15 protein-coding genes are annotated in these 14,616 nt (G+C 61.8%); 3 read left to right on the forward strand and 12 right to left on the reverse strand.

What is annotated here, in order from left to right; all coding sequences use genetic code 11:
- Positions 1-56 precede the first annotated feature (56 nt).
- From C0Z18_RS21765 to C0Z18_RS33010, 12 genes are all read right to left on the reverse strand, one after another.
- Entirely contained in the window at positions 57-2,306 is a 2,250-nt protein-coding gene (locus tag C0Z18_RS21765) for a DotA/TraY family protein (RefSeq protein WP_233217425.1), read from the reverse strand.
- A 53-nt stretch (positions 2,307-2,359) separates the two neighbouring features.
- The gene (locus C0Z18_RS21770; protein ID WP_102647506.1) at positions 2,360-2,890 is read right to left on the reverse strand and encodes a hypothetical protein; all 531 of its coding nucleotides are present in this window, start codon (positions 2,888-2,890) and stop codon (positions 2,360-2,362) included.
- Positions 2,887-5,937, reverse strand: a complete 3,051-nt coding sequence (locus C0Z18_RS21775; RefSeq protein WP_102647507.1) for a calponin homology domain-containing protein — start codon at positions 5,935-5,937, stop codon at positions 2,887-2,889. Before C0Z18_RS21775 ends, C0Z18_RS21770 begins: the two co-directional genes overlap by 4 nt.
- A gap of 46 nt (positions 5,938-5,983) precedes the next feature.
- Positions 5,984-6,445: a hypothetical protein gene (locus tag C0Z18_RS21780; protein WP_102647508.1), complete on the reverse strand. Its 462-nt coding sequence runs from the start codon at positions 6,443-6,445 to the stop codon at positions 5,984-5,986.
- Between the two features lie 30 nt (positions 6,446-6,475).
- A complete protein-coding gene (locus tag C0Z18_RS21785) occupies positions 6,476-7,051 on the reverse strand; it encodes a hypothetical protein (protein WP_102647509.1) in 576 nt (191 codons plus the stop codon).
- Between the two features lie 16 nt (positions 7,052-7,067).
- A complete protein-coding gene (gene traQ, locus C0Z18_RS21790; RefSeq protein WP_102647510.1) occupies positions 7,068-7,601 on the reverse strand; it encodes a conjugal transfer protein TraQ in 534 nt (177 codons plus the stop codon).
- Entirely contained in the window at positions 7,601-8,857 is a 1,257-nt protein-coding gene (locus C0Z18_RS21795) for a hypothetical protein (RefSeq protein ID WP_102647511.1), read from the reverse strand. Before C0Z18_RS21795 ends, traQ begins: the two co-directional genes overlap by 1 nt.
- Before the next feature lie 72 nt (positions 8,858-8,929).
- Positions 8,930-10,084 carry a DotG/IcmE/VirB10 family protein gene (locus C0Z18_RS21800; protein WP_102647512.1) on the reverse strand — a complete coding sequence of 385 codons (1,155 nt, stop codon included), beginning with the start codon at positions 10,082-10,084 and terminating at the stop codon, positions 8,930-8,932.
- Between the two features lie 3 nt (positions 10,085-10,087).
- Positions 10,088-11,032: a DotH/IcmK family type IV secretion protein gene (locus tag C0Z18_RS21805; protein ID WP_158244273.1), complete on the reverse strand. Its 945-nt coding sequence runs from the start codon at positions 11,030-11,032 to the stop codon at positions 10,088-10,090.
- Between the two features lie 10 nt (positions 11,033-11,042).
- The gene (locus tag C0Z18_RS21810) at positions 11,043-11,303 is read right to left on the reverse strand and encodes a hypothetical protein (protein ID WP_102647514.1); all 261 of its coding nucleotides are present in this window, start codon (positions 11,301-11,303) and stop codon (positions 11,043-11,045) included.
- Between the two features lie 8 nt (positions 11,304-11,311).
- Complete coding sequence (locus tag C0Z18_RS21815) at positions 11,312-12,001, reverse strand: DotI/IcmL family type IV secretion protein (protein WP_158244274.1); 690 nt, start codon at positions 11,999-12,001, stop codon at positions 11,312-11,314.
- Complete coding sequence (locus C0Z18_RS33010; RefSeq protein ID WP_158244275.1) at positions 11,988-12,353, reverse strand: helix-turn-helix domain-containing protein; 366 nt, start codon at positions 12,351-12,353, stop codon at positions 11,988-11,990. The genes C0Z18_RS21815 and C0Z18_RS33010 overlap by 14 nt, the downstream gene beginning before the upstream one ends.
- A gap of 327 nt (positions 12,354-12,680) precedes the next feature.
- Here C0Z18_RS33010 and C0Z18_RS21825 point away from each other — a divergent pair, with 327 nt between their 5' ends.
- The 3 genes from C0Z18_RS21825 to C0Z18_RS21835 form a co-directional block, all read left to right on the forward strand.
- On the forward strand, positions 12,681-13,130 hold the full coding sequence (locus C0Z18_RS21825) for a DotD/TraH family lipoprotein (RefSeq protein WP_158244276.1): 450 nt from the start codon (positions 12,681-12,683) through the stop codon (positions 13,128-13,130).
- Entirely contained in the window at positions 13,120-13,989 is an 870-nt protein-coding gene (locus C0Z18_RS21830; protein ID WP_158244277.1) for a type IV secretory system conjugative DNA transfer family protein, read from the forward strand. The genes C0Z18_RS21825 and C0Z18_RS21830 overlap by 11 nt, the downstream gene beginning before the upstream one ends.
- 100 nt (positions 13,990-14,089) lie before the next feature.
- On the forward strand, positions 14,090-14,616 hold a 527-nt coding region (locus tag C0Z18_RS21835), incomplete at its 3' end, for a hypothetical protein (protein WP_146014068.1).

The raw sequence follows: 14,616 nt of genomic DNA on the forward strand, positions 1-14,616 counted from the left end.
CGATGATCGGAGCGCGGCGCGGCCATGGTTGGCTGCCGCTAACCGGCCCGGGTCCCTCAGTGGCTGCGCGCGCTGCCGCCTGCCGACCTCAAACCGGCAGACGACGAACCCTGCCCGCTTTGAGGAGCCCGCCCAATCGAATGACCGTCCGCGCTCGCTTGGTTCGTATGCGACTCGAAACCATGCTTGACCCCCTCGCCAAAGCCGGTTCGCGCGGATGCCAATTGCCCGCCGATCCATGAGAATAAGTTATCGGGAAGCGTATGCACGAGGCTGAAGGCCGAATTGCAGAGCGTCTGGCACATCCCTACGTAGAGCACGAGGAAGCCGATAAACTCTATCAGCCCCGACAACGAGCCGTATTGCGTGTTTCTCACTGCGATGCCGAACATCGTATTGAGCAGGCTGCCGAGCACGATCACGCTCGCCCCCGCAAGCAAGAAGCCGAATACCATCACGACGGGACGCAGCATGACATTGAGCAAGAAGACGTAGCCGTGCTGCGTCCGGTGCCCAAGCCCCTCTCCGTCGCCGTCGAGGTGCGTCATCGCCCATAGCGGAGAGGCCACCATCGCTTCGGCCACCACCATGAACCACGACACGACCCCGCCGAACCAAACGATGAACGGCAACATCGGCATATAGACAGACAGCATCACCCCGAAGAAGAACAGTGTGACGGCCATCGCTACCGCGAATGGCTCGGCCTGAGCGGGGACGCCCGCTTTGCCCGCGGCAGGCTGGGCCGCCGCGGTGCCCGCCGGTGAGCCGGCCGCCGAGTTAGCCGGATTCTTTCCCGCGCCCGCATTCCCGCTAGGAAGGTATCGGTCGAGATACTCCACGGTCTCGTGGATGATTTTGTCGCCTACGCTCTTCATCACGATCAGCGGATTGAGCGGCAAGCCATTGTTCGGTCGAGTGACGGTGCTCATGAGATCCTCGACCTGACCCACGAGATTCGCGCCGGGAAACAATTGCGCAAGGACATCGATGCCCATATCTTGCGTAACGTTTCCGGCAAACAAGTTGCTGGACGTCGCCATGGTCGACGTTCCGGTCGAGGTCGATGCATCCTGCTGAAGTTGCAGCGCGTAGGCCGCCATCACACTTTGATAGAGCTGCGGATAGGGCAGATTGGAGAGGTCCGTTGGAGGTACCGCGACCGGCACCGTGTCGGCCAACTCCTCGAGTTGCGAGCTCGTCTGCGCGAAGGTTTGATACCACGAGCCAAGCATGATCCAACCGTCCCGCGTGAGTTCCGTCCCGATGTCGCCGGCAACCCCCGTGAGCGAACTCGAGGCACTGGTCACGGTAGCTTGCACTTCAGTTTGATACGCCTTCGCGGCGTCCTCGATCGTAGCTTGTGGGTCGATCGGCTGCGATTGATTGTTGACTGCGGCGACATATGCCTGGGCCGCACTCGCGAGCGTCGCCTGCAACGAAACGAGCGCTTGTCCCTGGGCGGATAGAAGCTGTTGTTGCACCGAGGCCATATCGGCCGTATAAGCCGATAAGGCCGAGGAGGACGAAGTCTGCGCCGGTGTTTGTGCGTTTCCCGTTATCTGCGCGCCGCCGCAAGACAACCCGTTTCGATTCATCAACACGACTTTCATGCTCGTCGTGTTCGCGCTGAACGTCTCGCCGGGGTCGGCGTCGACGTTCGCGTCGCCTTGCAAATTCGCGACCGCCTGATTCGCCGCGGCGGCGCAAAGATTCGATTCGAACAAGCTGCGCGTGAGCGCCGTCACCTGCGGCACGACCGGCGTCGCGATCAGCGTTCCCCCGTTCGTCAGCACGTTCACCGCGGACGACATCGACAGATTGGCAATGCCCACGCCCATCATCGTCGCCCACAACATGATGACCTGCGCGCCGCAGTATCCGCCGAACATCGGCACGAGCCCCGTAAAGCCCACGCCCATGCGAATGATGAACCAAGGGGACGACTTCTTTTGGCCCAAGAATTCCCCATCCTGACCCGTCGCGATCATCGCGGAGCCGAAGTGGTACATGGCCCACAGCACGCCCACGGCCAGAATGCACGAATTCAAAACGAGGAAGACTTGCGAAATCAATCCGCCCGAAGCCGTGCCGGTCGTGGCCGAACCGCCCGACAGCGGATTCGATGCGATCGCCCCATAGATGAGCTGCAAGGCGGACATCGATTTGTCGGTACCGTTCGATGCCGCGCTCGTGATAGAGCCGATCGATTGCGTCGATGCCACTTGCGCGAACGCCGCGCTCGAAAGCGCCCATAGCGAGGCGAATGCGACGAAGCTGCGTACTCGTCCAGCGATTGCCGTCATCTCAATGCTCCGAATCGTTGCGCCTGCGAATGCACGCGGATGTCATGCATGCATCAACCGAATAGATGGGGGTTGAACAAGCGCTTGATCGCGCCCTTGCGCGCGAAGAACTGCCGATAGCCGCCAAGCGGTTCGTCGGGCGCCGCGCGGCCCGTTTCGATCTGCCAGATGCGATGTTCGTATTTGAGCGCGAACAAGCAGCAAAGGCCGACGAATAAGAGTCCCACGAACGCGCCGAAGAGATTGCGGCCACCTAGGCTGCCGATGACGAAGCTTGCCGAGACGAACGCCACGGCCATCGAGACTTGCTTCCTTTGCAGGCATGAGCGTTCGATCGCCTCCAAGGGCAGCGCATCGGCTGCGCGCAACGCCATCGCCTCGTTGAACGTGCGCGAATGCGGATTCACGCGCCGTTCGGACAGTTCGCGGTGGCGGTCGGCAATCGTACGCATGCCCCCCGTCGCGGTCTCCTTCATCGACGCCGCGGCGCGAATCACCGCATAACCGGGCACGAGATAGAGTCCTGCCCGCCAAGCGCGCGACCGCTTACGCGATCTCTCCTGCGGTTCTTGCGCGTCGCTCATGCCGGTACCCCCGCGCGTTCGAGCCCATACTTGACGACCAGCTCGCGCACGACGGTGTCCATGATGTTGTCGTCGTCGCGAGCGCCTTGCTCCGCCTGCCGGCTTTCCAGATACTGCGCCGCCGTGCCGCTGGGAAACTCCTGCGCGAGAATGCGACGCGCGATGGCCGGCGATGTTCGTTTATAAAGACGTCGCCGCAACCCCACGTCCTTCGCCGTCGTCGAGAATGCCCAAAGCTCGATCGCGCCGGGGGCGTTGTGCAACACTTGCGTGACGACCCCGCTCTTCGTTTGGTGCCAGACGAGGAACCTGCCCGCGCCCCGCACGTCGCGTTGCAGCGCGGTCATCGCCGAGTTCGAGAGTCCGAACATCCGCTGCGCCTCCGCGCGCGAATTCGGACTGCCCGCATTCATGATGTACGCCGAAAACGCCGATTCGGTGATCGATTCGCCGTCCGTTTCGAAATCGGCCATGAACTGACTCGCCAGCGAAACGCGAATGCCATGCTTACGGCCTTCCCGGCGATCGAGCGAAAGAAGCCGCCGGAACGACTTTTTGCCCGCCGTCCGGTGCACTTCGTCGACGCAAATCGCCTTCATTTCGTCCTTGATATCTTCGTAACGGTGACGATGCGCATCGTGGTACATCGCAGGCGCTAGCTCAGCGATGCTCTCGGGCAGGTAGTACTGGCGCGCAGCAATCTGACGGGAAAAGACATACATGATCTCCGCGCGCTTTTCCCCATCCTCTCCGGCGCCACGCGTAACCTCTTCCAAATCGAGCGCGACCACGCGCGATTGCTCGTTCAGTTCGAAGCGCGTATGCGATGCAATGATCGGGAAATCGCGCAATGCGGAGGTAATCACCATCCGCATGGCGTCGAGCAACGTCATTCCGTTGTCCACGCGCGCTTTCGAGTCTTCCTTCGGCTCGAACACGCTGCGGATACGCTCCGCGCCCAGCGATTCAATCAGATCGGACAGCACGGGTACCGCAAAACGTTGAGCCAACCGCGCCGCGCGCAAGTGACCGGTCGCCGTCAAATGATCGGTCACGTCCCACCACGACGTGTACTCGTCATGCACGTAGCCGGTTTGCGCAAGCGCTTCGTCCACCAGCGCGTCGATAGTCGGTTCATAGCGCTTTTCCGACCCGCGCGTGCAATAGCGTTCGTAGACTTCGTCGACGACCATCCCGGCCAGTTCGGAAGAATTCGCGTACGGTTGTTTCTGGCCAACCGGCGTCGCGAGCGCAGTCAAGAGCGAAATCAGGAACTCTCTGTCGAACGCCGTCGGTTTACGGCAGCCGGGTAACGTGTCGAACGGATTGATCGAGAACTCGCCCGTATTGCGCAGGCGCACGTAAATCGCTTCGTGCTTGCGATCCTCGGGCAGCGCGTTTTGAATCAATTCGATGAGGCCGCTCGAACTGACGCCCACGTCGATGATCGTGATGAGCGGCAAGCGTTTGAGGCCGGGCGATAGAATCGCGCCGAGATTCAGCGTATTGAGCCACACCGATTTACCCGAGCCCATGACGGCCCAGATCAAATCGATCCATGCGGTTTGCAGCGATGAATTCGGCTGGAATGGATACACCTTTCCGTCGAGCGTGCGCAGCAGGATCGAACCGCCCGCGAACCAGGGCGAGGCCGCGCGTTGAATCGGGAGTAGCCGAACGAGATCGCTGAGCGGCGGGATCATCCTCGGCGCCACCGATTTATCCGTGAAGCCGGGCACGGTGGACACGAGACCTTGCACCGGGTCGCCGGTATCCGTGCTGACCTGCGAGACGCCCCACCCTTGCAGCGCCGCCACGAGTGCCGACAGCCGGTCCTCGCACGTTTTTTTGTCGGGTCCCCACGTAGCGGCGGTCAAACGCAGCGACACGTTGCATTCGCCGTCGCGTTGCGCTTGCTCGAGCGCTTCGAACGATCGCTTGATGGCCTTGTTGGTGCTACCCATGAAGCCGATCACGCTGACCGCTAAATTCTTCAGCTTCGCCGCCTCCAATCCGCCGGGCTCGATCGAGAACTTCACGCGCCAAGGAATCTCCTTTCCCACGCGGTTGAACAGCATCATGAAGTCGTGAATTTCTTGCGGCCCGACCTCCATATAGGCCGACCCATGGTATTCGCCGTTGATATAGACGAAGTCGCCCTCGGTATGAACCTTGCCCGAACACATTTGCTCGGAGAGCTTGGGAAGATAGAGCCCCGACGGGGACTGGTTTCGCATGTCCCGCGGCGTGTAACGATCCCCCGGCAAGACGGGCTTCCATTTGTGGTCGGTCCTGCGCCGGTCGTACGACTGCCGGATCGCGCGCACCGCTTCGTGCGTCGACAGCCGCTCGACGTGCAGCTTCGCGTGGACGAAGTCGCGTTCCATCGCATCGACGAACGTTTCGTGGCGACTCAAAAGACCCTTCAAAATCGCCGTGACCGATTGCGCCTCGAGCATCGGTTGAACCTTGTTCTCTTTCATCCGAAGACGATGCGTCTCCATCTCGCGTTTCAACTCATCGGGCGTGAGCGAGGAAAGATGCGTATAGAGCAAAACGTAGCACGACTCGTGCGAACACAGCGACGCCACGCGCTCGCAACGGTCGTCCAGCATATCCTTGAGGTCGAGCCCGATGCGCTCGCACGTATCGTAGGACGGCTGCATCAGCGTCTTGACCTTGTGCCGGATCATCTCGGGGTCGCGTTCGAACGAGAGCTCGACCGAATGCCCGGCTTTCTGGAAATACGAGGTGAGCGCGCGCCGCAGGTCGTCGGTGATTTGCTCGAATTCGACCTCGCCCACCACGTCCATCGAACCGGTCAACTCGAACAGCGTCAACATCGCGCATTGGCGCGTAATCAAGATGTACGGGCGGGCGCCCTTCGGATCGATCGCGGCCATTTGCTTGGCGCGCGGATCGTCCAAATCGAGGCCGATCGCGGTCTCGAGTTGGCAATACGAAGGTAAGTCCGCCCCCAGGGCATGGCTCGAAATCCAGGCGATCAACGCCTCGACGTTATCGAGAAGCGCACTCACTACGCTCATCAGGCTATTCTCCCGTGCACGATATCGGTGTGACGCGGTTCATGCACTAACGCGCCGCGCGCGCAGTGACGCGTGCGTAAATGTCATTCCAAATTTCCAGCGGCAAAGAGCGGTAATGCGCATCGATCCACTGCTTGATCTTTGCGCCGAACCGGGCCGGCCTGTATAGCAGCGCCAACCCGGCGCTCGCCTCGGCAGCGCGTTCGCCCGTTTCCGCGAGGGGTCGAACGAAATCGCTCGGATTGGCGCTGCCCCAGCTATCGATCACGATCTCGCAGCGGCTCGCGAGGTGCTGCAACAACGCTTTCGCCTGCGCACGCTGCGAATCGTCGCCGCATTCGAGCACGACCGCGATCGTGCGCTGCAGGTGATTGAGTTCGGCTTGCGGCAGGCCGCCGGCCTCGATCAGCACGCCGTGCTTCGCTTTGCCGACCGCGTCGAGATGCCGAGCCCCCGCGAACAAGGGCACGGCCAGCATCCCGAACTCATCGTGGTCCAACTGGCTCATCGCATGCCCGCCGCCGAGTTCGATCGAAGGTCAGTGCGCCGCCGCCGGCAGTGCGTTCAAGTTGCTCGAGCTCGCACCCATCGAGCCGGCCGCCGAGTTCATGATGTAGCCGACCATACCGAGCGCGGGGCCGCCCAAGCCGTAACCGAAGATCGAGCCGGTCGTCACTTGCTGATCGCCTTTCGACTTTTTGATTCCGTTGTTCACGCCGATACCGGTGCTGACGATGCCACCGCCGTAAAAGGCGTAAATGACCATGTTGTAGACCGACGCCATATCGTTTTTCAAGCTCGTCGCCATACCGCCGAGCGTGCTGCCGTTCGATTGAGCGTCGGCAACGCCGGCGAAAACGAGGCTCGTGACCGCGAAGAGCATCAAGGCGGTCACGGCGAGATGTTTATTCGACAGCCGCGTGGCGCTCGGCAACGATGCGTGCCACATGGCGGTGGCGATGAAGAGAATGGCCGCGACCGCGAGCGGCATGTCAGTCATCATGAGCCGGCCGATCCCGGCGAGCATCATCGCGCCGACGATAAACGTACGGGCATGCTCGGTGGCATATACGTGCAGACGCGCGAACGGGTGAATGAGAATGGCTTGGGGCATGGTGTGGTTGCTCCTGTTAGTTGAATGAACTGATGCCGAGTGTTCCCTGGAATGCGGCGAGCGTTTCGTTGATGTTCACGAGTGCCGCGCCCCCTAGGATGTGAATGAACCCTTTCCATGCGTAGTCTTCGTATCCGCCGCCTCCGCCGCCGCTCGATGCCTTGCGCAACATCGTCCAGCCCTTGAGCGCATACCACCAGCCGAAGGTCGAGACGATGGTGAGGATGGCGGAGATCGCCGGCGCGAATTGGCCCGTCGATGCGAGGTTCATATACGCGATCGCGTCGCCGTAGGTCGAATCGGATTCGCCGAGCGTGCCGAGCGTGCTGTCCATCGTGCTCGAGAAATTGACGATCAACGCTCCGATGAAGAACGACGCAAAGATGCTTTGGCCGCTGATGTCGGCACCCGGCGAGGCCGATTTGCGGATGGCCTTGCGCAGGGCATTGCCGCAATAGAAGATCCCAATGCCGATCGCGAGCACCTGGACGAGCGCGCGAAACGCCAGAATGTCGTACGCAATATTCGAGACGATCGTAGTCAGGTCCATTATTGAATGACTCCGGCCGTCGTCACGATCCGATAGTTGTCAGGATCGATACGCACCACCTTCGCACCGCCGATCAAGTCGCCCACGGCCACGACTTGCTGCTTGCCGCTTTGCTGGTCCTCGATCCAACCCTGCCCAGGAATGACTTGCTTGATCGCGTAACCGGTGAGCAATTGCGGAGTCTTACGAACTTGGCGCTGTCCATAGCGGACCTCATGGCGCCTACCGGGGCGCTTACTCGATTTGACGCGTGCCGTTGACGATGTCTCGCGGGCGGCCTCGGGGGCTTGCGCATCGGCACCCGCGTTCATCTGTGCCGCGTTCGATGCGTCCGATGCATCGGCATTACTCGAAGGCTGAGCACCGGCGATCAAGTTCGCCGAATCGATCGGGCGGCCCGGTGCCGTCGCGATATGCGCGGCATGGTGCGAATGCTTGCCCACGCGATGTACCGAAACATGCACGGGGGCCGAAGCGCCTGCTGCCTTACGCAGCGCGTCGAGCTCCGCCTGAAGTTTCGCGATCTCCGCATCCTTCGGATCCGGCATCGGCGTGCCGCTCATCGCTGCCGAGCTGTCGACCGCGCTCGCGGTGGCGCCCCCGATCGCCGGGGTTCCCGCGAGCGCCTCGTTAGGCCTAGCCGAGGCCAGCAGCATCGCGGATGCGGTCGGCGAGGCTGTGCTCCCTACGTTGGCGGCAGGCTGAACCGCGATCTGCGCCGGTACAGCGGACGCAGCGCGAAACGCGTTATCGCCGAAGGAAGGCGTCTGTGCCGGTTCGCCCATGCCTGCGGACGCTGCCGAGGTTGCATCGGCAAACGCGGCATGACCGCCCTGCTGCGCCGCCGCGTCCCCGATTGGCCCGGATGCGGGCACGGTCGCCGGACTCGGGAGGGGCGGAGCGCCGTGCTGGAGCATATCCCCTCGAGTCTGCTGCGTGATTGCCGTACCGCTCGGCAGCGGGATATCGTGAGCGTCGCCCGCGCCGCTGTCGAGCATTCCCGACTGCGCGAAACTTTGCGGGCGGGCGCCGAAGAAATGCTGATAACCGGCACCGACTACGATGAAGGCAACCATGCCGCCGGCGAGCAAGAGCGCCTTCGGAATGGGCTTTTTTCGTGGAGTTTGAGGCTCGTGTGCCCGAGCTTCGTCATCGTCCGCCGCCATTGCCGAAAAGCCATCGTCGAGTTGGCGCTCGTGCGATTCCTCGACAGCCTCGACATCCAGCACATTGGAGAAATGGTCGTGTTCGTTCATGTTGGTCGGCAAACGGTATTTATACGTATCGTTGCAATTATACGTAAACTATCAAACGCAACGGTACTTTGTCTAGAGGACGACATCGGCCTTGAAGAGAATGACTAGCGAGGTATTCGCCCCAACGTGGCCGGTCAACGGCGGTACGGCGGCGACCTCGCGCTGGATGACGCCCTGTACACCGGTCATCCCGCCCGAAACGGCAGCGCCCTCGAGCTGGTGCGCAGACGGATTCGGGTTCTGGATCGACGTCGTGCCGCCAAGCGGATTTTGCGTGATGGTGGAGCCCGCGTTACTGTAAACACTGCCGGCGGCACCGAGCGCGCCGAGCAAGGCAGGCACCGCCACCCGCGCCACCAAGTGGTGATCCATATCGGCCGGCAACGCATTGCTGAGCGTTTGGTCGTTCAACGCGACCGCCGTCACCGGCACGGTCTTGCCGCCGCAGCGCATGGAGGTGAACGAGGCCGTCACCGCTTCGCCGGTCAACTTCCCGTTGCCCATGAGTTCCGCACCCTGGCAAGGCCCTTGGTCGAGCACCGCCAACACGTCGGAGGGTGTGTCGGTATCGATGCTGTTCTCCAGATGCGCGTAATAGCGATCGCTCGCGTGAATCGTGGCGGGCTTCGTCTGCGCGGCGGCCACGGCTTGCGGCGAGGTCGAGGTGCCGGGGGACCCGAGCGCGGCGGTGGCCGACGCGGCGGCCTGCGCTTCCTTTTGCAACCCGAGCACTTCCTGCGATTGCGGCGGGGTATCCCATTGATTGACGAGTTGCTGGACTTGCATGCCTACGCCTTGGGTAGGCGAAGGCAGCGATGGCAGCGGTTGGGCCGTGGGCGCCGACTGCCCCGGCGGCAGGCCGTTCGGATGCTGATAGTCGATCTTTTGCACTTGCGCTGCCCCTTCGGTACGCTGTTCGAGCACTTTCTCGATTTGCGCATTGCGATCGGAGAACGCCGGAATAAACGTCTCTCCTGTCTTCTGCGCTTGCGCGAGTCCTTCTTGATTCGCCCGATTCAGCGTTTGCGTATAGCGCGGCGTCTCGGCTTGAGGCGTGCCGCCCTGCGCGGTTACCGAAGGTACGTTCATCTCGGGCGCCTTGTCGGGACGACGCTTCATCGCGACGAACGCCACCCCGATGCTGACCGCGGCAAGCACCGCAATGATCGCAATGACTTTCACGTTGCGCAAAAAACCCGGATGCAGCTGGCGGCGTTGCTCGGTCATGTCCTACTCCAAGTCCAATACGATGTTGCGGCTCACACCGCTTTCGCTGACGGTGACCACGGGCGTGCGCGGAATGTCGTAGACGTGCGTGCCGTCCGCTCCCGTCAGCGCACCGTAGTAAGCCGGATCGCTCAAGAACAGATTCGTGCGCAGCATGATGTGCTCGCCGATTTGCCACGCACTCATGCCCGGCGGCGGATTCTCTATCTTGACGGGCTTGGCCTCGGGCGAGCCCGTGCCGTCCAAGATCGCTTGCATGCTGTTGCCGGGCAGATCGATCGAAGGCGCGGCGGAAACAGGCGCCAGCGCGTTGGGGCCACGCCTGGGAATACGGATGTCCTGCCTGTAATCGGTCTCGCGCTGTCCGGCGATCATTTTGATGACGACAGGAAACGAAAGGTCTTTGAGGAAGACGGCAACATCGCCTTCGACGTACGTGCCGCTCGCCGTGATCGTGATCGTGGGTACGCCGGGCACCGGTCGCAGCACTTCGAAGCGGCCCTTGGCCATGTTGTCGACCTCGGTGATATCCCAAGGCTGACCGGCGCTATCGATGAACGTCACCGCGGATCCCAAATCGCTCACTCGAACGATGGGGGGCGGTGCACCGGGCGACAAATCGACGGTCTGCACCGAATAGACCGGCTTCGGCGGCCGCGTCGGGCTTGCCGACGCAGCGCGCTTCGCTTCGTCGATACGTTTGCGCAACTCGTGGATCTGCTTGGCGGAAAGCGGTGTCACTAAATCGACCGCCGCATCGAGGTTCGCGTTCGACGCGGTGAGCGGCGGCAACGGCTGAGCCGCGTCGGGATTGGCGTAGACGCCGCTTCGCGCCGCGGGTGCCGCCTCCAGGGCCGAAACGCCTCGGTTCACCATTTGCGCGTTCGCCGCGTACACGATGCCGAACATTCCGACGAAGCACGCCAGTCTCCAAAGCGAACGAGTCATCGATAGCATCTCAGAAGGGATTGCCCGTCACGACCGCATACATCCTGCGCGTATCCATGATCCCCGTCAGCCAGTCCTGCGCTCGGCGATTCGGAGCGGTCAGCCAAAGTTCTTCGAGTTCCTTGCGAGTCGCGATGAACGGGTCGATCAATTCGAACTCGTGGTGCCAGTCGGTGCCCTCGACGCTCGCCAGAGGATGCGTGCAGTCCGCATCCGCCGATTGCTCGGCGATTTCGATGGCCGTCGGGAAGGGTTTGAATCCGTCAGTCATGCCGTCACCTAGTTATTTTGGCCATTGCCGATGATCTGCAGCGCCGTCGTGGAAATACCTTTCGGGTTATCGACAGTGGGGACGCGCTGGACGTGCGTTTCGATGATGAAGCTATAGGAACGCCGTTCGGTCTGGTTCACCAGCGTGATCGCGATCGGTTGCTGTACCGTCCATTTATAGCCGCGAGGATCGCGCGCATCGACAGCGGTAATGACACCGGCCCCGGTGGCAACAGCCGACGACACGAGCCGTCCGTCGCGAATCTTCGTCAGCAGATTGCTCTTGTCGAACGCCATCATCAGCGCATGGAAGCCTTCATCGGTGTAACAGTCATGCAGCGATTCGAGTTTGTTGCGCAATTGGTCCGCGACGAAATCGAGCGAGAACGAACGGGTCACGCAGTTCTGCGCGAATTGGACGACCTCTTCCGGCGAAACGAGCGGCTCCGAAAGCGGAGCGAGCCGCGTGATGCGCCCGTCGGCCGTTACCGCGAAGTAGACCGGCGCAACGGTTCGCGTCATGAGCGCGACGTTGGCGCCGACTGAAACGAGGAGCGCAACACCGAGCACCAGGTTCGCGCCGAGCAACTTGGGCCAACTGAATTTATAGAGAAACGTTTCGGCGACGAGCCGCACCGCGGGATGAACGTCGCGCGCGCCGCGCGTCGGCGAGGCGGCGTTGGCATTAGGCGTACCCATGTTCGCTCCCCTCGGCCTGATAGCGCTTGGGATACAACAAGTGGATTTCCCGGATGCCTTCGCGGGCGAACTCCTCATGCAGCACCTTCGTCCGCTCGACCAGCCGGCGTGCGCTTTCTAGCGTTTCCACTTGATTCGGCGTATTGGAAGGTTGCGATGCGCGCACACAATCGACGTCGGTGAGCACCTGCACGAGCCTGGCCGCAATTTCGGCGCTGGGCGTCACGCCTTGCTCGACTCGAGTCAAATACGAACGTGAAATGTTGGCCCGTTCGCAAATCTTGTTCGTATCCAAGTTATGGACGATGCGGTACGCCTTGAGCAGCGTAAGCGGCTTCGATTCAGTGCTCATTTCCCCGGTTTCCCCGATTTCGATTTCTATATCGTTATAACGGTACGCAATTATTCGGCGTATTTTTTTGCCTGTCAAGCAATTTCCGCTGGTCAAGATCAGTTGCACTTTCTTACAGAATGCCGACCCCTTCGGTAAGGCAACACCCTGAAAGAAATGAAAGAAAATTAAGCGGTCACTGAGCATGTTCGCCATCGGCATCAATTGCGCATCGTTGTATCGATACGAAACTATCTTGCGCCTCGCATATTTCGTATGATAGCCTTTATACGGAACACGTAAGACATGGACGGCCGAGTGCACTCTTTCGACACACAGAGCATCAATATGCGATTGACACGCGTTGCCATTTCGATTTCGGTTTGCGCCTGTGCGCTCACGGGATGCGCGCTTCAGCCCGCGCCGCCCGATCCGACGGGCCGTATGCTCGACGAGCGCTTGAACGAGTCCGCGCACAGAATCGACGCGCTCCTCGGCGATATCTCGCGCGCGGGCGGCATCTCGGCGGTCGCGCCGAGGACCGGAGTCGTGCTCGTGTCCGGCGACTTCATCACCGTGCGCTGGAACGGCGACGCGCCCGAAGTGTTACGAAAAATCGCCGAGGCAAAGGGCCTCAAATTCAATGTCATGGGCAAACCCTTTCCCTCACCGATCTCGATCGATGCAACCAATACGGATTTCGTAACGGTCCTCGCCAACATCGGAACGCAATTGGGGGCACGTGCCGACGTCGTGCTCAAGAACGATGAATTGGAGTTGCGATACCGTGCGTTATAAGCCGTCCAGTGCCGGCCTCGCCCACGCGATCGTTTGCTGCGCGCTGGGCCTATCGCTGATGCCCGCGTTCGCCGCTACCGGCGCACCCGACACCTCGCACATGTCCGTCGAGGACATTGCCGGCCTCTCGGCCGACAGCGTGCCCGCCGCAGCCGCGATCACGCCCGCGCGGGCCAACGCGTTGCGCGAGATCGCTATTGCACTCGGCAGCCACAAGGGGCTTGCCGATCGATCGGCCGAACTCATCGCAGCGCTCGAGGCGCGTGCCAGCCGGCTCGATACGATGTATCGCTTCGGCGCGCTGATCACGCGCCGTGGCGTTCTACCTCCCGTGATTACCGAGGCCCGCGACGCCATCGAGGCGACGAGCGATCAGATTCGCCGCGCCGATGCGATGTACAAAATCGCCATGCCGGCACGCTTCGTCGCGATCGCCCCTTCGTGGCGCGACTATCTCTTCGTCGGCCTTCGCATCAAAGCGCAAGTCGACACGCTCCCCTTCCCTTCGATGCTCCCCAAAACGGGTGCCGAGCGGGCGTATTGGAAGGAAGAGGTCGAGCTTGGCTATACGCAGGGCCGCGCACTCGCGGATCAGATTCTCGAGACAAACCTTGCGCGGCTCAATCGCGACTACACGGGCATGCTGCGCTACTCCGAATTGCTCAACCGCGGCATGGTCTCGGAACCCGAGGTCGCCGTGGCGCCGCGCATCGTATCGGGCGATCGAAATCACATCGACGTGGGCGACACGCTCTATCGCGTCACCGACCACGGCGGTTTCGTGACCGATCCGGCCAAGTGGCAAGCAAGCGTCACGGCCCCGGCGTCGGACGCCGTTGGCAGTGGGCCCGTCAAATGACCAAGCCACCGAATCCATGCAGCTTCGAGAACGGTGCGGCTCGGTGATCGACCGACGCTTTACGGCATCGCCGAAAACTTTACGAATGAAAGGGTGCGAGATGCGCAAGACACGAATCGCCGCGAAACTGGCGGCGGCGAGCATCGGCCTCACCTGCGCCGCCACGGCGCAGGCCGGCTTCATCAACGAGGCGCTGCCGGAGACGGCACCCGCCGCGGCCGCCGCCGTCTCCGCGCCCGACGTCACGGCCAAACCCTTGGAGCGGGCCGCCCCCGTTTCCAAGGGAAAGAAGGTCACGGAGATCGGCTTCAGCCCGAACGATCTCTACATACCGAGAGGACAGGGCCGCAACGTCGCCTTGTCCGACATGCTCCCGGTCGTCGTACCGCACGACTTCAGCGTGAACACGAGCCGCATCGATCCGACGTTGCCGGTCACGTGGAGCGGCGGCTTGCCGTGGGACACGGTTTTGACCAACGCACTCGCGCCGCTCGCGGACGTGCGCGTCACGTTTGATTGGAACGCCCACACCGTCACGTTATATCGCATGGAGGCGCACGACACATCGCTCGCGCTCGGCGCGACGCCCGCTCCGGCCCCCGTCCCCGCGAGTGCCCCAGCCAGTAC

Origin of the sequence: Trinickia dabaoshanensis, assembly GCF_002879885.1 — a bacterium.
GTDB classification, from domain to species: domain Bacteria; phylum Pseudomonadota; class Gammaproteobacteria; order Burkholderiales; family Burkholderiaceae; genus Trinickia; species Trinickia dabaoshanensis.